Source organism: Psychrobacter immobilis (genome assembly GCF_904846185.1).
Taxonomy (GTDB): Bacteria; Pseudomonadota; Gammaproteobacteria; order Pseudomonadales; family Moraxellaceae; genus Psychrobacter; species Psychrobacter immobilis_B.
Genome location: NZ_CAJGZQ010000024.1, coordinates 1 through 20,371 on the forward strand (window position 1 = coordinate 1; position 20,371 = coordinate 20,371).

The following is a 20,371-nucleotide window of genomic DNA, read 5'->3' on the forward strand; positions in this document are numbered from 1 at the left end:
TTAATTCTCTCCCATTGGTCATCACGTAGGGCATGTCGTCTTGTCATAGTCATTGAGCTCAAATTCCTAAATACGATCTAAGTATAGCTTATTCTGAAATATCTATGCTAATTGATGACACGCCCTAGGTAAGCGTTTTAATATTAGGATTTGCTTACCGTTTAGAGCCGCTCTTACTCTAGGTTCAACATCGATTTTGCCACGGCTTCTGCCACTTTAATGCCATCAATCCCTGCTGATAATATGCCACCTGCGTATCCTGCGCCTTCACCTGCAGGGAATAAGCCTTTGGTGTTAATGCTTTGGAATTCTTTATTGCGTTTAATGCTGATTGGTGACGATGTTCTGGTTTCTACGCCAGTGAGTAACCCATCATCAGATGAAAATCCTTGGATTTTTTTATTAAACGCTGGAATGGCTTCACGTATGGCATCCACGGCAAATTCAGGTAACGCTTTGCTTAAGTCGGTTAAGGTAATACCAGGAGTGTAAGACGGTTTTACATCGCCTAATTCTGAGTCTGGTTTGCCTTTTAAGAAGTCACCAATGGTTTGCGCTGGTGCGTTGTAGTCTTTGCCGCCTAATTCAAATGCTAAGCTTTCTAATTGTCTTTGTAAGTCAATGCCAGCAAGGGGATGGTTTGGGTAATCTCGCTCTGGGTCGATACCTACCACAATAGCACTGTTGGCGTTACGCTCATTTCTTGAATATTGGCTCATACCATTAGTGACAACACGGCCTTCTTCTGATGCAGCGGCAACAACGGTTCCACCTGGACACATACAGAAGCTATAAACAGAACGACCATTTTTACAATGATGAACCAGTTTGTAATCCGCAGCGCCAAGTATCTCGTTTCCAGCATTGTCACCAAAGCGTGCTTGGTCTATGGTTGACTGTTTATGTTCAATCCTAAAGCCAATTGAAAAAGGTTTTGCTTCAATATACACACCTTTATCATGGATCATCTCAAAAGTGTCTCGGGCGCTATGACCAACAGCAAGAACAACATGGTTGGTTTTTAAGGTTTCGCCAGTATTAAGGGTCACGCCTGTTACTTTTGAGTCAGTGATGTGCAAGTCGTCTACGCGAGTCGCAAAACGGACTTCCCCACCGAGTGCTATGATCTCGGCACGCATTTTTTCTACCATGGTGACTAACTTATAAGTACCTATGTGCGGCTTACTGACAAATAAAATCTCATCTGGTGCGCCAGCTTTTACAAATTCAGTCATGACTTTACGGCCATAATGATTGGGATCTTTCACTTGGCTATATAATTTACCGTCAGAAAAAGTACCCGCTCCGCCTTCACCGAACTGTACGTTAGATTCTGTGTTTAATTTGCGCTGACGCCAAAAGCCAAAGGTGTCTTTGGTGCGTTGTCTGACTTCATTACCACGTTCAATGATAATAGGTTTAAAACCCATTTGAGCAAGGGTGAGTCCAGCCATTAATCCACAAGGACCAAAACCAATAACAACAGGACGCTCAGTTAAATTCTCTGGCGCTTCACCTAAATATTTGTAGCTGGTATCTGGTGTTGGCTTAACATAGTTGTCTGACTCAAATTGAACCAGTAAATCATTGGTTAAATCCGAGTCGGTCAGGGTGATGTCTAGCGTATAAATTAATTGGATATTTCTTTTATTACGAGCATCATAACCACGTTTAAACATCACAAATGACGCCATTTGCTCAGCAGAGATTTTAAGTTTTGTCGTTATCGCAGTCGTTAAATCTTCAGGTGCATGATTTAATGGCAATTTAATTTCAGTTAAACGTATCATTGGTTACTCATAAACTCGTGTAGAAAACAGTCTCGCATTTTACTGGTACTGGTACAAATAAGCGAATAAATATTTTACTTACGCAGGGTGAATTTACGGTTTCTTCAGCATAGATCAGCATCCTATTATAAAAACTAAATGTCAGACTTCATCCCAAGCTAGCTACCAAGCCTAATGGCTAACGTGCTTTAGCTAAAAAAAACCTACCTTTAGTTAAGTTGACATCATTTAGTACGTTTGCTTCTTAATTTCCTTCTGTTCACACTTCCTGAACTCAAAAAAAAACATCGCTTCTGATGTCATCATTTTTTATACCGCTTTAGCATTCCTTAACCAGACATAAATGGTGCATAGAAAATCATAAAAACCAATTATGGTGCACAAAAGTGCCCTAGCTCCTGATAAAGACCAATATTGGTGCATTTGTCTAGTATTTTATATTGGCATAGATATTGAAGTATTAATAATAGTTAGGAATGGCTCGTTCACTCGGCCTACCATGCTGCTACTTTATCTTTCTGGAGAAATATATGTCTTTATTGCCAACGCTTATCACTGCTACTCCTATAAGTACAAATTATCGTATCGACTCAAAATTGACATCACGTTTGTCTCTACTAGCAGTAGCCGTTGTCGGCAGCTTAAGTCTTATGGGTTGTCAAAAACCTGCGGAAACCAGTGCAGAAACCAATTCTACCGCCACAAAAACGGACACCTCTGAGACGGCTGCTACCACTGCGGCAGATGGTGACACCATCAAAGTTGGTATCTTGCATTCTTTATCTGGAACGATGGCCATCTCTGAGACGTCATTAAAAGATACGGCGCTCATGACCATTGATGAAATTAATGCCAATGGCGGTGTGTTAGGTAAGCAGCTAGAGCCAATCGTCGTAGATCCCGCTTCTGATTGGCCGTTATTCGCTGAAAAAGCTCGTCAGCTGTTAACCCAAGATAAAGTGGATGTGATATTTGGGGGTTGGACGTCGGTATCACGTAAGTCTGTGCTACCTGTCGTTGAAGAACTAAATGGCCTCATGTTCTACCCCGTGCAGTATGAGGGTCAAGAACAGTCAGAAAACATTTTCTACACTGGTGCTGCACCAAACCAACAAGCTATTCCTGCCGTTGAATACTTAATGAGTCCAGAGGGTGGTAGTGCAGAACGCTTTGTCTTACTTGGGACAGATTATGTTTATCCTCGGACTACTAACCAGATACTGCGGGCTTTCTTAAAATCTAAAGGCGTCGCTGAAACAGATATCATGGAAGAGTACACCCCTTTCGGTTTTAGCAACTATCAGACCATCGTTGGCAATATTAAAAGCTTCTCTACTGGTAAAAAGACGGCGGTTATCTCTACCATTAATGGGGATTCAAACGTACCTTTTTATCGTGAGCTTGCCAACCAAGGTATTAAAGCGTCTGATATCCCAGTCATGGCATTCTCAGTGGGAGAAGAAGAGCTTCGCGGTATCGATACCAGCTTATTGCAAGGGCATTTAGCGTCATGGAACTACTTTATGTCGGTTAAAAATCCTGTCAACAGCGACTTCACTAAAAAGTATAAGAAATATGCGCTGGATCATAAGCTACCCAATGCTGACAAAGTCGTGACCAATGATCCTATGGAAGCCACCTACGTGGGTATCAATATGTGGAAACAAGCAGTCGAAAAAGCTGGTACGACTAATGTCGATAAAGTGCGCATTAGTATGGGAGGTCAGACTTTTGACGCGCCATCAGGGTATACATTGAAAATGGATGAGGAAAACCATCATTTATGGAAGCCTGTCATGATCGGTCAAATCCGTGCCGATGGTCAGTTCGATGTGATCAGCAAAACTCCAAAAGTCATTCGTGCTGAGCCATGGAGTCAATACATTCCTAAATAAGGTTGTGATCACCCAAGCCTTAGTCCCTAATCCTTAGCCCCTTAATGGTATCAAAACCAGCAACCCTTTAGCTCCTCTACTGATAAAACAGTTTTTAGTAGAGGTTAAAGGAGTGTTGACTGCAAAAAAGGAACCATCATGTCACATTACCCTTCCTATTATAAAAGTGACGCGCAAGCCAATTATTTTAACAAGACTTTTATACTCGCCTTACTATCTTTACTCCTCCTCATTGCTATCACATCAGCTGCTCATGCTCACGAGACATCAGCAGTACACAGCCATGGCGAGAAACTATCGACTAATACTGTGGCAGCGACATCCAATGCTGTAAGTGAAGAGACCTTACTTGCTCAAGACGACACCTTGCTTGCTCAAAACAAGCAGTCTCTTACTACGCCAGCTAATCTTGCGATAAGTAAAGGGGATGCTATCGAGCAGTTCGTTGCTGCTGACTTCACCATTCGCCAAACCATGCTCAACCAGTGGCCGGGGTCAGTTGAGAGTTTGGATACTTTAGTTGAGCTGATAAAGAAAGATGAGTTATATCAAGGCAATGGTGGGCAAACCTACCTACTTAACAGCGAAGATGAGCTATTTACTTATCCTGCTAAGCAGCTGACCACCGAGTGGCCGAGTGACTTGGCGCAAGTGACTTTAACCAATACGCTACGCTCAGCCCTAGTGTTTGGACAAGCCAAGGTTAAGCTTGAGTCAAACGTTCCTACGCAACGTATGCAGGCAGTTGCCATCTTAGCGGACAATATCGAACAGCTAGATCCAACACTCATAAGTACTGCTGCTGCTACCGAGCAAGACGACGACGTCAAAACAGCGTTGAGTACTTTACAAGCGAGGATTGATTTTAGAGACGGCGACGTCACCAAGCAAATTGCCGCGCTTACCGTGCTTGCTGATAGCGATAACCCGCAAGTCTTAGTGGATGTCAAAAAAGCATTGGCGGCAGATGATATCGATCCTGTGCTCAAATCTGCGCTGTTAGACGCTGAGGATAGTATTGAGCAGCGCATTACCATCAGTACTTGGATCGGTCATCTATTCACGGGGCTTAGTACGGCAAGTATCTTACTACTCGCGGCATTAGGGCTTGCCATTACTTTTGGGCTACTGGGTGTCATCAATATGGCTCATGGTGAGCTCATTATGATTGGTGCTTACGCCACTTATATGGTGCAAAATCTCTTTCAAGCGTATTTTCCTAGTATGACTGGATGGTATCTGGTTGCTGCTATACCCGTCGCTTTCTTAGTCAGTGCCATTATCGGCATGATTATTGAACGAATCATTATTCGCCCGCTTTACGGTCGTGAGCTTGAAACCTTACTGGCAACCTTTGGTGTCAGTCTGATTCTTATGCAGTTGGTTCGAATGATATTTGGCGCGCAAAACGTCGAAGTCAGCAATGTCGACTGGTTGAGCGGGGCCTATCAAGTGTCCTCAAGCCTTGTACTTCCCTTCAATCGTATCGCTATTATTGGCTTTACCATCATTATTCTTATGCTACTGGTGTACTTACTGAACAAGACTCGCTTTGGGTTGTTTGTGCGCGCTGTCACTCAAAACCGGCAAATGGCACGTGCAGTTGGTATCTCATCTGCTCGCATCGACATGTTGGCATTCGGCCTTGGTTCAGGGTTGGCCGGTCTCGCTGGCTGTGCTTTGGCGCAAGTGGGCAACGTCGGACCTGACTTAGGTCAAACTTATATTATTGATGCGTTCTTAGTCGTTGTGGTTGGCGGTGTTGGGCAAGTATGGGGCGCGGTATTGGCATCTTTAGGTCTTGGTGTCAGTGGTACGGTGCTTGAGATTGGCATTGGTGCTGTGATGGCTAAGATTGTGTTACTGGTTCTTGTGATTTTGTTTATTCAAAAACGTCCACAAGGTTTATTCGCCCTCAAAGGCCGTTTTGTGGATTAAGGAGAACCTCATGCGTTTGACTCAATTATTATCTGATTCCCCACGTAATGCCATTCTGATTGGTTTGTGTTTTTTAGTGCTACTGATATTGCCTTGGCTCCATTTATTACCTGAAACCTCTAGTTTTCACCTGTCTGCTTATTGGATAACTTTGATTGGTAAAATAATGGCGCTCGCCATGGTAGCACTGGCTTTAGACTTGGTCTGGGGCTATGCCGGCATTCTAAGCTTAGGTCATGGTCTTTATTTTGCGCTAGGAGGTTATGCTTTTGGTATGTATTTGACGCGTGAAACTGCTGGCACAGACTTGCCAGACTTTATGCGTTTCTTAAGTTGGACAGAGCTACCCTGGTATTGGGCAGGCACTCAACATTTCTGGTGGGCGATGGCTCTAGTGGTGCTAGTTCCCGGTCTAGTCGCTTTTATCTTTGGCTATTTTGCTTTTCGCTCAAAGATTAAAGGGGTTTATTTTTCGATTATTACTCAGGCCATGACTTACGCGGCAGCCTTATTATTCTTCCGTAACGAAACAGGCTTTGGTGGTAACAATGGTTTCACAGGTTTTACTACGCTACTAGGTTATGACATCACTGCCTCTTCAACGAGGGCTGTACTGTGTTTTACGACTGCTTTGGCGCTGCTACTGTCATATCTTGGACTACGCTATCTGATGAGCCAGCCTTATGGGCGCGTGCTCGGTGCCATTCGTGATAGTGAAAATCGCTTGCAGTATTTAGGCTATCGCACGCTTTGGTACAAGCTTTCAGCTTGGGTATTGTCTGCAATAATAGCTGGTATCGCTGGTGCTCTATATGTACCGCAAGTTGGCATCATTAATCCAGGTGAGATGAACCCCGTCAACTCTATCGAGATGGCAGTATGGGTGGCTGCTGGAGGTAGAGGTTCATTAATCGGTGCCATTGTAGGCGCTGGTACAATTAATGTGATTAAAACGTATTTTACCGTCGCCTATCCGGAGTTTTGGTTACTTATTCTAGGTGGATTATTTGTGGTGGTTACTTTATTTCTCCCTAACGGCATCATTGGCGTACTTGATCGTTTTAAAAAGGAAAAAGAATAATGTTAATAACTAATGCTGCTACTTCCCAAAAAGTTACTAACGATACGCTTGTTAAAAACAATCCTAGTATCAATAATCCAATGAAAAAATCTAAAAATACACCACACATAACGGTCGCAGAAAACATGCCTACCCGACCAGTCACTACTTTGGCTGAAGATTACGGAGATAGCGGAGGCTTAGCGCATCCTGTTCCCAAATCAGGGCCAGATATGAGACATGGTATTGCGCTGTATTTAGAAGACGTTAGCGTGTGGTTTGACTCGTTCCGCGCACTCAATGATTTATCTTTATACATTGAGGCAGGCGAGCTACGCTGCATCATCGGCCCTAATGGCGCAGGCAAAACAACTTTAATGGATGTTATTACGGGTAAAACGCGCCCCACTAAAGGCAGTGCATTTTTCGGTCAAGTACATAATTTAGCCAAACTATCTACCGAAGAAATAGCGGAAGCAGGCATTGGCCGTAAGTTTCAAAAACCTACCGTATTTGAGAAATTTACCGTACTTGATAACTTAATGCTGGCTGCGCCAAAGGACAAACGGGTATCAAAGAGCTGGTTTACTCGTATTGACACAGAAATCCAAGATACCCTTGACTCAACGCTTGATCAAATACGCCTAAAAGAGCTGATTAACAAGCCAGCAGGATTATTGTCTCATGGTCAAAAGCAGTGGCTAGAGATTGGAATGTTACTGATGCAAAGACCAAAACTTATCTTACTTGATGAACCAGTAGCAGGCATGACCGATGCCGAAACTGAACATACCGCTGAGTTATGTCTACGCCTTAAAAAGAATCACACCTTGATCGTGGTTGAGCATGACATGACCTTTATTGATGCCATAAGTGAGAAAGTAACGGTTTTGGCAAATGGCGCTATTTTGGCTGAAGGCACGTTGAGTGAAGTACAGAATAATGAGGCCGTTATTGAGACCTATTTGGGTCGGTAATAAGCTCAGGTCGATAACAAATAGTAACACTTAGAAATAGACCTAAAAAATAGAGGTGCTTATATGTTAGAAATCAATGCCATAAATCAATATTACGGTGGCAGTCACATTTTACGTGATGTCACCCTCGCCGCCCCTGTAGGAGAATGTAGCGTGGTACTGGGTCGTAATGGCGTCGGTAAAACCACCTTGCTTAAATGCTTGATGGGCATCCTACCAATCAAATCAGGTGAGATTTTATTGGACGGTAAGGATATTAGTCAGATGACACCTGAGCAACGTGTGCGCGCAGGACTCGCTTATGTGCCGCAAGGACGTGATATATTTTCTACTTTGACCGTTGAAGAAAACATTCTGATTGGAATGGCGAAATTTTCTCAACGAAAAGCAAGTAAAGTACCCAAACACTTGTATGATATATTTCCAGTGCTGGACGAGATGAAGCATCGCCGTGGTGGCGATCTATCTGGCGGTCAGCAGCAGCAACTCGCTATTGCTCGTGCGCTTGCATCAGAGCCTCGAGTACTAGTACTTGATGAGCCGACTGAAGGTATCCAACCGTCCATTATTAAAGACATTGGTAGAGTCATTCGTAGTCTTGCTAATAAAGGCGATATGGCAATTGTTTTAGTCGAGCAGTTTTATGAGTTTGCAGAAGAGCTTGCCGATAACTATACCGTGCTTTCTAGAGGACAAGTCGTAGCTCAGGGGGCTGGATGTGACATGGCAAAAAACAATATTCAAGAGTTGGTGGCAATCTAAAAGGAAACTTTATAAAAAGACACTTTATAAAAGGGAATACAATTTTGACTTGGCAATCCTCACTACAGCTCCATTTCGACTGCGCCTCTACTGCTGCAAAAACTCGGCTGTGTCATCGTGCCCATACTGGCGCACTCATGGTGCAGCGCGCGCTGTATCCTGAGCCTGATAGTACTGATAACAGCCAAGCAGGGATTTGCCATATTTATGTGTTGTATCCTCCTGCTGGTATCGCCGATGATGACCGCTTAACATTGGAGTTTAACCTACACTCTAATAGCCATGCGGTGATTACCACCCCTGGAGCCGGAAAATGGTACGGGCAACGCAAATCGTTGCGATCCTCTAGACCCAGCGACTCATCAAAATTTAACAACGGTACTCAATCGGCAAACAGCAACACTTCTAACGACTGTTTTAATGATGTTGTCAGCGCAGAACAGCATATCGACGCCCGCCTCGATGATCACGCTGTCCTTGAATGGCTACCTCAAGAAAGCATTTATTACGATTATTCCAACTCTAATGCCAATAGCCGCTTTTATTTAGCTAAGACAGCAAGTTTATTGACTTGGGATATTGCGGTATTTGGACGTCAAGCGTATCAAGAGACGTTTGCTAATGGTCATTATGCCAACCGCTTAGAGATATGGCGTGAGAGTAATTTATTGGTCAGCGAATGCACCTCCCAGCCAGCAAATACGCGCTGGTTTACCTCACCATTAGGACTGAATAATCAACATGTGCATGGCTCTTTTTGGGCAATACCTAGCACAGAGATCATTGCACCTGAGTTACAGAATAATCCGCTCAAGCTTGGTCAGTATTTAGATGCCACTATTACCGAGATACGCCATCTCATTGATACGCAGTCACTACCTATTCACTGTACTCACAATTTTCAAGGTATTAATTGCCGTTATTTAGGGGTAGATGTGCGTGCCTGCTTTGAGGCTTTTTACCAAGTCCGCGAGCTTATCAGGTCTAAATGGTACAAGCTTGAGCCTCATCGACCGAGAATTTGGGACACCTAATACCATGTGCTCCTGCATACTCTCATCCCTGAACAATGCTGAATCAAACCAGAATGACTCTACTTAGTACATTTAACTTAGCACCTTTACTTTATGAAGATTAAAAACGGTTCATAGTCTTTAAAGCACAATAATTATTAAGGAAGCTTTATGCAATTAAATCCTACAGAGAAAGATAAACTCTTACTATTTACCGCAGGCATGGTGGCGGAACGTCGTAAAAATCGCGGTGTAAAGCTCAATTATCCTGAGTCTATCGCTTACATTAGCATGTTACTAATGGAAGGCGCGCGTGATGGCAAAACCGTGGCGCAACTAATGAGTGAAGGATCCACTTATCTCTCTGCCGATGACGTCATGGAAGGCATTGCAGAGATGATACACGATGTCCAAGTTGAAGCCACTTTCCCCGATGGCACTAAGCTGGTGACGGTACATAACCCCATCGTATAGCTTGCTTGTTGTAAAGCCGTATAAAACGATATTGAACTAGAGCCATTGCCATAAGACGATTAAGGATAATAAAAATGACGATAAAAGCAGGCGAATATAATATTAAAGCAGGCGATATGGCTTTGAATGCTGGTCGATATGTTCAAACCATAACGGTAATCAATACTGGCGACCGCCCTATTCAAATCGGTTCTCACTATCACTTCTATGAAGTCAATGCAGCACTGAGCTTTGATCGAGAGTCGACGCTTGGCTATCGACTCAATATCCTATCTGGCACTGCGGTACGTTTTGAGCCAGGACAAGCGCGCGAAGTGGAACTGGTTGCCATCTCAGGTAGACAGCACATTTATGGTTTTTCAGGCGAGGTTATGGGCGTTGTAGACCCTAAAACCTCTCAAAACACCTCGAAAAAACGCATTGACCGACGTATCTATGCCGAGCATTTTGGCCCTACCACAGGGGATAAGGTACGCTTAGCCGATACGAATTTATGGCTTGAGGTTGAGTATGATTTGACCAGTCATATTGACCACCAGCCTGATATTGATAGCGTCAGCATTGGTGAAGAGGTCAAATTTGGTGGCGGCAAGGTAATCCGCGATGGGATGGGTCAATCACAGCTGCTGGGTGAGCAAATTGCCGATACTATTATTACCAATGCTTTGATTGTGGACTACAGCGGTATCTATAAGGCAGATGTCGCTATTAAGGGCGGTCGCATTAGCGGCATTGGTAAAGCTGGCAACCCTGATATTCAGCCTAATGTGACGTTACCTATTGGCGCGGCTACCGAAATTATCGCAGGAGAAGGTAAAATTTTGACTGCTGGCGGAATCGATAGCCATATTCACTTCATTGCACCTCAGCAATGTGAAACGGCGCTAATGTCTGGTGTGACTACGATGTTAGGCGGTGGTACGGGACCTGCTGAAGGTACTCTTGCCACTACTTGTACGCCTGGTGCCTATCATATTCACAGCATGCTAAAAGCCACCGACTCTATTCCGATGAATATCGGATTCTTGGGTAAAGGCAACGTCAGTTTACCTGCTCCCATTGTTGAGCAGATTGAAGCGGGTGCTATCGGGCTTAAGCTTCATGAAGACTGGGGCTCCACGCCCAAAGCCATTGATAACTGCCTTAGCGTGGCTGAAGAATATGATGTGCAAGTGGCTATTCATACTGATACGTTAAATGAAAGCGGCTATTTAGATAGCACTCTCGGCGCGTTTAAAGACCGCTGTATTCATACCTTCCATACCGAAGGCGCTGGCGGCGGTCATGCCCCAGATATCTTAAAAGCTATTGGCGAAACCAACGTCTTACCCTCATCAACCAACCCGACGCGCCCTTTCACCATTAATACCATTGACGAGCATCTCGACATGCTCATGGTTTGTCATCACTTAAGCCCAGCCATTGCTGAAGATGTCGCTTTTGCCGAGAGTCGTATTCGTAAAGAAACCATTGCCGCCGAAGATATTTTACAAGACATGGGTGCCATCTCCATGATGAGTAGTGACTCGCAAGCGATGGGACGCGTGGGAGAAGTCATTATTCGCACGTGGCAAACGGCTGATAAAATGAAAGCCCAACGCGGTCATCTGGCTCCTGATCAATCAGCTAAAACGGAGCAGTCCTTAGAAAATATCATGCTAAATCCCACTGACTCTAATAGCAGCAATGATAATTTTCGTATCAAACGCTACCTCGCAAAATACACCATCAATCCTGCCATCACTCATGGCATTAGTGACGAAGTGGGATCCATTGAAGTAGATAAATGGGCGGATTTAATTTTATGGTCGCCTGCATTTTTTGGCGTAAAGCCTGACCTTATCATTAAAGGCGGCTTGATTGCGGCAGCGTCCATGGGCGACCTCAATGCTTCCATTTCAACCCCGCAGCCTGTGCACTATCGCAGCATGTTTGGTAGCTTCCCCAAAACAGTGGCGCAGACTTGTATCACCTTTATGTCAAGTGCTGCGATAGACAAAGGTGTTGATAGGCAATTAGGGTTAGAAAAGGTCATCAAAGCAGTACATAACATTCGCAAGGTACGCAAACAAGACATGAAATTCAACAGCTACTGTCCTAAGATGGAGGTTAACCCTGAGACTTATGAAGTGTACGCCGATGGTGAGCTGTTGACCTGTGAGCCTGCCGACTATCTACCGATGGCACAGCGCTATTTTTTATTCTAGCTGCTTTTTATTGTCGTGCTGATAATCCACCATCAGCTGTCAACCATCTACTTTAACGGACTATAAACATAATTATGAACATTTATACGCAACGTCTTGATCTATCAACCCTTAGCGCTGAACAACAGGCGATTATTGATAGGCAAAAACAGGCAGAAAACTTTTTATATTTAGATTTCGATACCCGTCAGCGTAGCCGTTTTAAAGCAGAAACACAGCACCACGCAATCATTGGTGTTGATTTACCACGTACGGAAACTATTAAGAATGGCAGTGTACTGGCAGACCATCAAGGCAACTTGATACAGATTATGGCCGCTAATCAAGCCTTAATCGAAGTGACTGCTGATAATGGTTTTGACCTTATGAAAGGCGCTTACCATTTAGGTAATCGTCATGTGCCATTAATGATTACAACTAAGGCCCTGTACTTTGAGCCTGATCATGTTTTAGAAGCGATGTTAAATCAACTTGGACTACATACCCAAGCCGTACAAGCGCCGTTTGAGCCAGAAACGGGTGCCTATAAAGGCAATCAAGGCGGACATTCTCACTCTCATGGTCATAGTCATCATGGTCACGACCATGACCATTCACATACCCACGGCAACTCTCATGACTAATCACGCCACACACTCACAGCAGACTACCTGTACCGCACAAGGTATAAATGATCTGAATAATACAGAAGTAACTGGACTTTTGTTCATTCTGGCGTCAAGTAACCTACCTATTGGCAGTTATACCTACTCGCAAGGCATCGAACCCGCTATTGAGGCAGGGCTGATTCATAATGAAAGCAGTAGTTTAGCGTTTATGAGTGATTATCTGGAGCTGGCATTATGTCGGTATGAGCTACCGCTACTGGCGCTTATGATTGAAGCACTTATGGTTGATGACGTTGCGCTTGCTGACGCTTTAGGTACAGATTACCATGCCAGCCGTGAAAGTAAAGAGTTTGTCTATGAGTCAAGCCAATTGGCTCTTTCTTTATCAGCATGGCTTGGTGATGTCCTTGAGCTCGACGTGCCTGACAGCTTACTTGCCCATGGATTTTTACCCCTCTTTGCCCATATCAGCTCGCACTGGCAGCTTAAGCCTGTACAAGCCTTGACCACCTACGCCTTTGGTCAAATCGAAAATATGGTGTTGGCTGCGGTCAAGACCGTACCGCTTGGGCAAATGGCAGGACAGCGCATTATTTGGCAGCTACAACAGTTATTAAGTCAGCAGATACAGGCATTGGCTGCCAACGTCAAGCAAAGATTTTTGCAAGTTCAAAATATGCCTTTAGAGGCTAACGTAAAGCTGAATCTACTTTATCAAAAGCTACATATGTCCGCTAACCTACCAAATTTAGCCATACTGTCTTGCCAGCATGAAAGGCAATACAGCCGCCTATTTCGCTCTTAATCGCTAATAAACACAACTCTCATCAAGGAACTTTATTTATGGCACTAACACCCAAAGTCGAAAACAAAAATTTAGAAACGACGCTCTCTCCGCTACGTTTAGGCATTGGTGGCCCTGTAGGCTCAGGAAAAACGGCATTGACGCTGAGACTATGTCAACGCCTGCGGGATGACATCAATATGGCAGTGGTGACCAATGATATTTATACCAAAGAAGACTCTGAATTCTTAACCCGCAATGAGGCGATGCCAGCTGAGCGCATTCGCGGTGTTGAAACCGGTGGCTGCCCGCATACTGCCATTCGTGAAGATGCCTCAATTAACTTATCTGCCATCGCCGAATTACAGCAGCAATTTGCAGGTCTTGAGCTCATTATCATCGAGTCTGGTGGTGATAATTTGGCAGCAACTTTTAGCCCTGAATTGTCCGACTTGACACTATATGTCATTGACGTGTCTGCAGGCGATAAAATTCCTCGTAAAGGCGGCCCTGGTATCATGAAATCGGACTTGCTCATTATCAATAAAACCGACCTTGCCCCTTTCGTAGGCGCGTCACTTGAGGTAATGGCACATGATGCCAAAAAAATGCGCGGTGATAAGCCTGTGGTATTCAGCAACATGAAAACAGGCGAAGGTCTTGATGACATTGTTGCTTTTATCTTAGATAAAGGCATGTTAAATGTGGCGTAGAATGCCTTAGGTAATGGCATTAATAAGTGCTCTACAAACCGCTGATGGATCAGTGGATTATGAGTCAGTTTTTATATCGATTTGTTTATTTATTAAGGATTTATCATGACAACAGACACAGCCAAAACGATGACACGCAAAAACCTCTTCCAAAAAACCACCATAATCAGTGGCTTAGCGCTGTTATCGTTACTACCAACACTCGCGTTTGCTCACCCTGGGCATGGCTTGATGGCAGCAGATGGCTCATTTGGCCTTTCAATATTGTCTGGTATGTTGCACCCTTTAACTGGGTTCGACCATCTGATGTTAGCGCTGGGCATGGGGATGCTATTTACTCAAATGCACAGCTTTAAAAAAGGCTTTGTAGCACTGTTAATTGGTCTAGTAACAGGATTTTTACTGAGTTTAAGTGTGAGCTTGAATAGCCTGTTTATTGAATACGGTATTCTACTCTCTATCGTACTCCTGACCATGGCACTTATGAGCCGCTACTTTAATGTAGCATTGAATCAAAACCACGAGATGTCCGTCAAAACCGTGTATAAATTCTTAATCATTGGCTTTGGTGCGCTTGCTATGTTCCACGGTGCTGCTCATGCAATCGAAGTGCCTGCAAACAGTAATACCGCTGGCTTCTTTACGGGTATGATTGTGGCCATGCTAGGTCTATATACTATCGGCAAAGGATTTGCCACTTATCTAAACACTCACCTGCAAGACAGCTTGATTATTCAACGTGTTATAGCTGTTGTCGGTTTATGCGGTGTGCTGTTAGGTTAACTTTGTTAATTTATACACAGAGTTATTTAACACGGTAGTAAGTTGAAGTGTAATGCACGCAGGTGACATTATCTAAATTGCCTTGTGACATTGCCTTATGCCCCTGAGCTTATGACAGCTCTTAAAGAAACTCTTAAAGAAATAAGGCCGCGCAAGCGACCGCTTAGCTCACAGCAGGATTAGCATTCAAAAAGGTTTGGGCTATAAGAAGCTTTAGATAATAAGTATGAAATGGTCATCAGAAAAAAAGGACAAATTAATGTCCTTTTTCTGGCTTTTGGTTTACTCAATGCTTACCAGCTAAAGCCCATACCCATGCCACCAGAGTTCTCATCTTTCGTGAAAGCACCACCGAGACTAAAGCTGGTATTGGGATTAATGACACGCTGATACCCCAATGAGACCGCTTGCTCGGAGCCCTGAAACCCTGCGCCCACGCCTATACGGTTCTTACCTTGTAAACCTGACGTGCTGGTTGCCATGTTTAACATCGCACCTTGACGATCAAAACGATCATCAATTTCCTTAAAGCGCTGTCCATTGTCTTGCAGATAATTTTGAATAGAGTCATTTAGAGCATTAAATTTAGTATCAGTATAAGTGTTCGAGGTTTCGATAGCGCTTGTTTTTGCGTCTTGTAACTGACTGACATTGACTGCGTCATTATCAGCGGTACCATTAGCAACATTGATAATCTGACGTTGGTTAAGATCCGAACCAACCGACACTGTGTTTTCACGGTTAGAGCTAGAGTCATTGCCGAGTACCACGGCGTTTTTTGCAGTAGTATTGACATTATTACCGAGCACAAAAGTATTGTCGCCAGACACGGTATTATTATTGCCCATACTATAGCTGTTATTGCCACTGACCGTACTTGGATCGCCAATCGCACCTGAATGATTTCCAGTCACTTTATTACCAGTGCCAATGCTGATAGCTTGCTCGCCGATTGCTTGAGCACCATCTCCCATTGCAATAGATTGCTTGCCCTGCGCCGCCGCATTAGCGCCTAAAGCCATTGCGTTGTCTCCACTAGCAATCGCTTCTGCAGACGTACCACCATTGATGCTTAGGTATTTATGCTGTGCAGCAATGTCCTGTTTAACGCTCAATACCTGATCATTCGTATAAATTTGTGACGATGCTAGAGTCTCGGTGGCTTTGCCATCGGTGTAGCCTTTCGATGCGGTTAAAGTTTCAGTTGCTTTGTCGTCGGTGTAACCTTTTGATGCGGTTAAAGTTTCAGTTGCTTTGTCGTCGGTGTAGCCTTTTGATGCAGTCAAAGTCTCGGTTGCTTTGCCGTCGGTATAACCTTTTGAGGCAGTTAAGGTTTCGGTTGCTTTGTCGTCGGTGTAGCCTTTTGATGCAGTCAAAGTCTCGGTTGCTTTGCCGTCGGTATAACCTTTTGAGGCGGTTAAAGTTTCAGTCGCTTTGTCGTCGGTGTAACCTTTTGATGCGGTTAAAGTTTCAGTTGCTTTGTCGTCGGTGTAGCCTTTTGATGCAGTCAAAGTCTCGGTTGCTTTGCCGTCGGTATAACCTTTTGAGGCGGTTAAAGTTTCAGTCGCTTTGTCGTCGGTATATCGTTTATTTACCGCATCTGTATCATTTATTGCATCTGCCACGTTAGTGATACGTTTTTCGAAACCCTTGCTACCAACTGAAATCGTATCCCTTTCATCTGCAATGGAGAAACTACCGATGGCGGTTGCGCCTGTCGCAGTGGCTTGGCTATTACTGCCAAACACGCTGCTGTCTGTACCTGATGCGGTATTCTGATAACCAACTGTAATACTATAGTCACCCTCTGATGTATTTTCAAAACCGACGGCACTACTGTCCTCACCTGATGCTGTATTATTATAACCGACGGCACTGCTATTTACATTCGAGGCGGTGTTTTTATAGCCAATTGCACTGCTATTTATGTTCGATGCCGTGTTGTTATAACCAAATGCACTACTATAACCCTCTGATGCGATATTATTAGAGCCTACCGCACTGCTATTGATACGCGATGCGGTATTGTTATAACCAACGGCACTACTGTACTTAACTGATGCTTCATTATTAGCACCTAACGCACTACTATAATCACCTGATGCTGCATTAGTATAACCAACCGCACTGCTATAAATACCCGAAGACTCATTAGAAATACCTGTTGCGCTGCTATAACTGCCCTTTGCTTTATTTGCATAGCCTAGCGCAGTAGCTTCACTCAATGCTTCATTATCAATACCTAAAGCACTGCTATTGAGACCGTCTGCTGCATTATTTATTCCACAGGCTAGTGCAATTACACCTGTTGCTGTACTTCCTCCAGAGACAGGATCCGTTACGCATACCACGCCTGCCCACACTGTAGAGCCACTGATCGCTGCAATACTGAAGGCAAGCCCTTTCACAGTCAACATCTTATAGTTATTTGAGCGAGCTATCAGGGCGATAGTGCCAGTCGTGCCGCTGGTCTTACCAACGCTCTTGGTATTTTCAGACACCACCACTATACAACCTAGTGATTGACTCCAAATCTTTTTAAATACTTTATTCATAGCTCGCTCCATAAGTCCAAAAACTACTCGTTGATAAAATCAAGGCTATCTATGTCACTTACATTAACCATGCTCGTAAATGACAGCTGTCACTTATTAAAGCACAAAGCTAACATACCTGTATATTTACATTAAAGGATATTTAATCTTCAGAGCTGTCTTAGATAAGCAAAATAATCTGGGATAGTTTTATGGAGAAATAGCATTATGAGTAAGATTCGCCTACCCAAACGCTCACAGCACAGTTAGCACAACGATTGTTATATCGGTAAGAGTGAGCGCGTCCGGTAGGATTGCAAGTGCCGTTATGGCACTCGCAAGGTCTGGCAGCAGATCAACCTGATGGCGTATCTAAGGAAATTTGGCATGGCATAGAGAATGTTGAACAAGTAACCATTGAGTAGATGGACTGATTTCATAACCCAAACAATCTACCTAAATGATTCACTCACGTAAATCATCCACGACTGCCAACATAGCCACTAATGAGGCTTCCCCTAATTTCATAGAGCGCTCTGGTGACCAACCTGTATCCGCATCGGGGACATTATTGTTATCTATAAATGGCATCTCCAAGGTATTGGCAAGGCAGTCAAAACGTTCGGCAACCCAGTGAGTCGCAAGCGTCATATTCGCTGTACCCGGTGCATCAACGTCATAGCCCTCTTCCGTCTGAAAGTCAGCACTGGCAATCTTTAACACTTCTGAGAATCTATCACGTAGACGCGCGAGGCGGTCGCTATAATTTGGCGTACCCTGCGAGCCAGCAAGGAATACAAAAGGTATTTCTTCATCACCGTGTACATCATAAAATAGATCAACACCCGTTTCTTCCATTTTATTAATGACATGAAAGACTTCAGGGCTGGTTTCCAAATTTGGATTTGACCAAGCACGGTTTAGGTTAGTCCCAACTGCGTTGGTACGCAGATGACCTCTCACGCTGCCATCTGGGTTCATATTGGGCACGATGTAAAAGTTAGCTTTATCTAATAATAATTTACCCGTGGCATTATCACCATCTAACAGGCTATGCAGTAGACCATCGACCAACCATTCAGCCATCGTTTCACCAGGATGTTGACGTGCCGTAATCCAAATATTGCGTTTAGGCGCATCATTATTGCTAGCGCCATCACTAATTTTGACTAAGGTTAAATCGCGATTATCAAGGGTTTCTCCCAAATGCTCTAACGTCACTAATGGATGCATTTGCACCGCTGCTAATAAATCTTGATGACGCTCATCACTGTAAGGGGCAAAAAACGCAATTTGAATGGTTTCACATTCCAACTCTGCCGTTATGGTTAACTTTCCGTCTTTATAAGAGGTGGGTAGACGAAACCAATAGTCGCGATCGTACGACGCCACCGCTTGGTAATTCTCCCACCCTGCAGGGAATGCTGCATCCCCTGCATTCAGAATATTGAGCACATATTGCTCGCCAACCTGACCTGTCAGGCGAAAATTAAACCACTGAAAAAACTCGCCACCGACGTCCGGACGAATAGCCAATTGGACATTTTTTTTATCTTCTAAATTAATAACCTCAATATTACCAGCATCGAAATTAGCAGTGATATGCATAAATTTTCCTTAATTGTTTTTTAGATATCTTAGTGAGTATCTGTAAAATACTTGAGCATAAACGATTAAAAACAAGCAGGATAGAGACGCTAACAAATCATCTTAAAAAATAGTAAAAATAATGATTAATAGTTGTAGCATCGCTGCTTTTTTTAATTAAAAGAACGTAAAAACATTCCAAGCATTATGACAGACATAGCATTAGCTAATTTTTTATATTTATCACATTGCTGAATGAATGTGTCAGATTTTGGATATTATAGCTCATAATCCCATATAGCACTGTTCATCATATATAGTACTATTCTCTATAGCTACAAAAGCCACTCAACTGGTAACCACCCTATTATCGTCAAGATAATGTTAAGCAGGGTACTTTGTCCAGGCTCCGAGACGCTCATCGATCCAGACGAGCCTTCCATTACGCTGCTCTACTCGCCAAGTAAGGCCAACCATGCCCTCGTCAAATGCTTTGTGCAGTTTCTGTGCCATCTGTTCACTGTTAATCATTAAACCCATTTCGGTATTGAGCGCAGTCGAACGGAGGTCAAAATTGAACGAGCCAATAAAAATGCGCTTTCCATCTACCGCAAAGGTTTTCGCGTGAAGACTGGCTTTTGACGATCTGAACGCTCCTAGATGGTCAGCGGGTGCACCAGACGCAGCTTGGCTACGTAGCTCAAAAAGGCTGACGCCACTTTCAAGCATGGCCTTGCTTTGTTATTATTTTATTAGCTAGCGAGCTGAAGCTTTTTTACGTTACCCATAAGTGCGCTAAGATTTTTCTCAAGCTTACTTTTTTCTAGCTTCATTCTAACGACAACCTTAATAATCTCATCAGCTATCTCTTTATTGCCTTCAGCCACTGCCTGCTGCAATGCTAGGCCTTCACGCATAATAGAAACCCTTAAAGGCTCGATCTTATAAATAATACGGTTGATAGATTTATGCAGATCCGACTGTCTATAGCACTCTTTTACCTTAGATGATTTATATAAGAGACTGTTTTTATCACTTTTTGCGCGGGCTAACGTCTCGATATAATCAGCCGCTATCTTGTCAGCATAATCATCTTGAATACCAATCTCTAAAATATTTTTTACTAATATGATATCGATTTTTTCTAACTCAGTCTCTTTAATGGCACTTTTTAACATTTCAAACAGTCCTTCGTAAATGTTGGGATTAGGGTTGAATTAAGTGGTTATCGCGTATAAAAAGCAAA

17 protein-coding genes are annotated in these 20,371 nt (G+C 43.6%); 12 read left to right on the plus strand and 5 right to left on the minus strand.

Annotated elements, in window-relative coordinates; translation table 11 throughout:
• Positions 1-173: 173 nt before the first annotated feature.
• Positions 174-1,790 carry an NAD(P)/FAD-dependent oxidoreductase gene (locus JMW94_RS12130; RefSeq protein WP_201604583.1) on the minus strand — a complete coding sequence of 539 codons (1,617 nt, stop codon included), beginning with the start codon at positions 1,788-1,790 and terminating at the stop codon, positions 174-176.
• A gap of 584 nt (positions 1,791-2,374) precedes the next feature.
• Here JMW94_RS12130 and urtA point away from each other — a divergent pair.
• The 12 genes from urtA (at position 2,375) to JMW94_RS12190 (ending at position 15,004) form a co-directional block, all read left to right on the plus strand.
• Entirely contained in the window at positions 2,375-3,685 is a 1,311-nt protein-coding gene (gene urtA, locus JMW94_RS12135; RefSeq protein WP_201501621.1) for an urea ABC transporter substrate-binding protein, read from the plus strand.
• A gap of 138 nt (positions 3,686-3,823) precedes the next feature.
• Positions 3,824-5,623, plus strand: coding sequence for an urea ABC transporter permease subunit UrtB (urtB, locus tag JMW94_RS12140; RefSeq protein WP_201604584.1), 1,800 nt, complete (start codon positions 3,824-3,826; stop codon positions 5,621-5,623).
• A gap of 10 nt (positions 5,624-5,633) precedes the next feature.
• Positions 5,634-6,704, plus strand: coding sequence for an urea ABC transporter permease subunit UrtC (urtC, locus tag JMW94_RS12145; protein ID WP_201604585.1), 1,071 nt, complete (start codon positions 5,634-5,636; stop codon positions 6,702-6,704).
• Positions 6,704-7,660 carry an urea ABC transporter ATP-binding protein UrtD gene (urtD, locus tag JMW94_RS12150; RefSeq protein ID WP_201501300.1) on the plus strand — a complete coding sequence of 319 codons (957 nt, stop codon included), beginning with the start codon at positions 6,704-6,706 and terminating at the stop codon, positions 7,658-7,660. Before urtC ends, urtD begins: the two co-directional genes overlap by 1 nt.
• 63 nt (positions 7,661-7,723) lie before the next feature.
• Entirely contained in the window at positions 7,724-8,422 is a 699-nt protein-coding gene (gene urtE / locus JMW94_RS12155; RefSeq protein WP_201581305.1) for an urea ABC transporter ATP-binding subunit UrtE, read from the plus strand.
• Positions 8,423-8,466: 44 nt separating this feature from the next.
• Positions 8,467-9,456 (plus strand): urease accessory protein UreD, encoded by a 990-nt coding sequence (locus JMW94_RS12160; protein ID WP_045454657.1) that lies wholly within the window; start codon positions 8,467-8,469, stop codon positions 9,454-9,456.
• 150 nt (positions 9,457-9,606) lie between these two features.
• A complete protein-coding gene (gene ureA / locus JMW94_RS12165; RefSeq protein ID WP_045454654.1) occupies positions 9,607-9,909 on the plus strand; it encodes an urease subunit gamma in 303 nt (100 codons plus the stop codon).
• A 74-nt stretch (positions 9,910-9,983) separates the two neighbouring features.
• Positions 9,984-12,116 carry an urease subunit alpha gene (gene ureC, locus JMW94_RS12170; RefSeq protein WP_201581304.1) on the plus strand — a complete coding sequence of 711 codons (2,133 nt, stop codon included), beginning with the start codon at positions 9,984-9,986 and terminating at the stop codon, positions 12,114-12,116.
• Positions 12,117-12,190: 74 nt separating this feature from the next.
• Entirely contained in the window at positions 12,191-12,739 is a 549-nt protein-coding gene (gene ureE, locus JMW94_RS12175; protein WP_201501303.1) for an urease accessory protein UreE, read from the plus strand.
• Positions 12,732-13,529 carry an urease accessory protein UreF gene (locus JMW94_RS12180; protein WP_045454652.1) on the plus strand — a complete coding sequence of 266 codons (798 nt, stop codon included), beginning with the start codon at positions 12,732-12,734 and terminating at the stop codon, positions 13,527-13,529. Before ureE ends, JMW94_RS12180 begins: the two co-directional genes overlap by 8 nt.
• Before the next feature lie 38 nt (positions 13,530-13,567).
• Positions 13,568-14,221: an urease accessory protein UreG gene (gene ureG / locus JMW94_RS12185; protein ID WP_201581303.1), complete on the plus strand. Its 654-nt coding sequence runs from the start codon at positions 13,568-13,570 to the stop codon at positions 14,219-14,221.
• Between the two features lie 105 nt (positions 14,222-14,326).
• Positions 14,327-15,004, plus strand: coding sequence for a HupE/UreJ family protein (locus JMW94_RS12190; RefSeq protein WP_045454647.1), 678 nt, complete (start codon positions 14,327-14,329; stop codon positions 15,002-15,004).
• Positions 15,005-15,297: 293 nt separating this feature from the next.
• Here JMW94_RS12190 and JMW94_RS12195 read toward each other — a convergent pair whose 3' ends face one another.
• The 4 genes from JMW94_RS12195 to JMW94_RS12210 all read right to left on the minus strand — a co-directional run bounded on the left by JMW94_RS12195 (position 15,298) and on the right by JMW94_RS12210 (position 20,303).
• A complete protein-coding gene (locus tag JMW94_RS12195; RefSeq protein WP_201604586.1) occupies positions 15,298-17,559 on the minus strand; it encodes an ESPR-type extended signal peptide-containing protein in 2,262 nt (753 codons plus the stop codon).
• A 444-nt stretch (positions 17,560-18,003) separates the two neighbouring features.
• A complete protein-coding gene (locus JMW94_RS12200) occupies positions 18,004-19,146 on the minus strand; it encodes a M14-type cytosolic carboxypeptidase (RefSeq protein WP_201501305.1) in 1,143 nt (380 codons plus the stop codon).
• 363 nt (positions 19,147-19,509) lie between these two features.
• Positions 19,510-19,854, minus strand: a complete 345-nt coding sequence (locus tag JMW94_RS12205) for a phospholipase D-like domain-containing protein (protein ID WP_201501306.1) — start codon at positions 19,852-19,854, stop codon at positions 19,510-19,512.
• A 23-nt stretch (positions 19,855-19,877) separates the two neighbouring features.
• Positions 19,878-20,303 carry a hypothetical protein gene (locus JMW94_RS12210; protein ID WP_045454644.1) on the minus strand — a complete coding sequence of 142 codons (426 nt, stop codon included), beginning with the start codon at positions 20,301-20,303 and terminating at the stop codon, positions 19,878-19,880.
• Positions 20,304-20,371 lie beyond the last annotated feature (68 nt).

Bases quoted from the DNA above. Each gene is read 5' to 3' on its own strand.
- JMW94_RS12130 (WP_201604583.1), bottom strand. From the start codon at position 1,790: ATGATACGTTTAACTGAAATTAAATTGCCATTAAATCATGCACCTGAA.
- urtB (WP_201604584.1), top strand. From the start codon at position 3,824: ATGTCACATTACCCTTCCTATTATAAAAGTGACGCGCAAGCCAATTAT.
- urtC (WP_201604585.1), top strand. From the start codon at position 5,634: ATGCGTTTGACTCAATTATTATCTGATTCCCCACGTAATGCCATTCTG.
- urtD (WP_201501300.1), top strand. From the start codon at position 6,704: ATGTTAATAACTAATGCTGCTACTTCCCAAAAAGTTACTAACGATACG.
- urtE (WP_201581305.1), top strand. From the start codon at position 7,724: ATGTTAGAAATCAATGCCATAAATCAATATTACGGTGGCAGTCACATT.
- ureA (WP_045454654.1), top strand. From the start codon at position 9,607: ATGCAATTAAATCCTACAGAGAAAGATAAACTCTTACTATTTACCGCA.
- ureC (WP_201581304.1), top strand. From the start codon at position 9,984: ATGACGATAAAAGCAGGCGAATATAATATTAAAGCAGGCGATATGGCT.
- ureE (WP_201501303.1), top strand. From the start codon at position 12,191: ATGAACATTTATACGCAACGTCTTGATCTATCAACCCTTAGCGCTGAA.
- JMW94_RS12180 (WP_045454652.1), top strand. From the start codon at position 12,732: ATGACTAATCACGCCACACACTCACAGCAGACTACCTGTACCGCACAA.
- ureG (WP_201581303.1), top strand. From the start codon at position 13,568: ATGGCACTAACACCCAAAGTCGAAAACAAAAATTTAGAAACGACGCTC.
- JMW94_RS12190 (WP_045454647.1), top strand. From the start codon at position 14,327: ATGACAACAGACACAGCCAAAACGATGACACGCAAAAACCTCTTCCAA.
- JMW94_RS12195 (WP_201604586.1), bottom strand. From the start codon at position 17,559: ATGAATAAAGTATTTAAAAAGATTTGGAGTCAATCACTAGGTTGTATA.
- JMW94_RS12200 (WP_201501305.1), bottom strand. From the start codon at position 19,146: ATGCATATCACTGCTAATTTCGATGCTGGTAATATTGAGGTTATTAAT.
- JMW94_RS12205 (WP_201501306.1), bottom strand. From the start codon at position 19,854: ATGCTTGAAAGTGGCGTCAGCCTTTTTGAGCTACGTAGCCAAGCTGCG.
- JMW94_RS12210 (WP_045454644.1), bottom strand. From the start codon at position 20,303: ATGTTAAAAAGTGCCATTAAAGAGACTGAGTTAGAAAAAATCGATATC.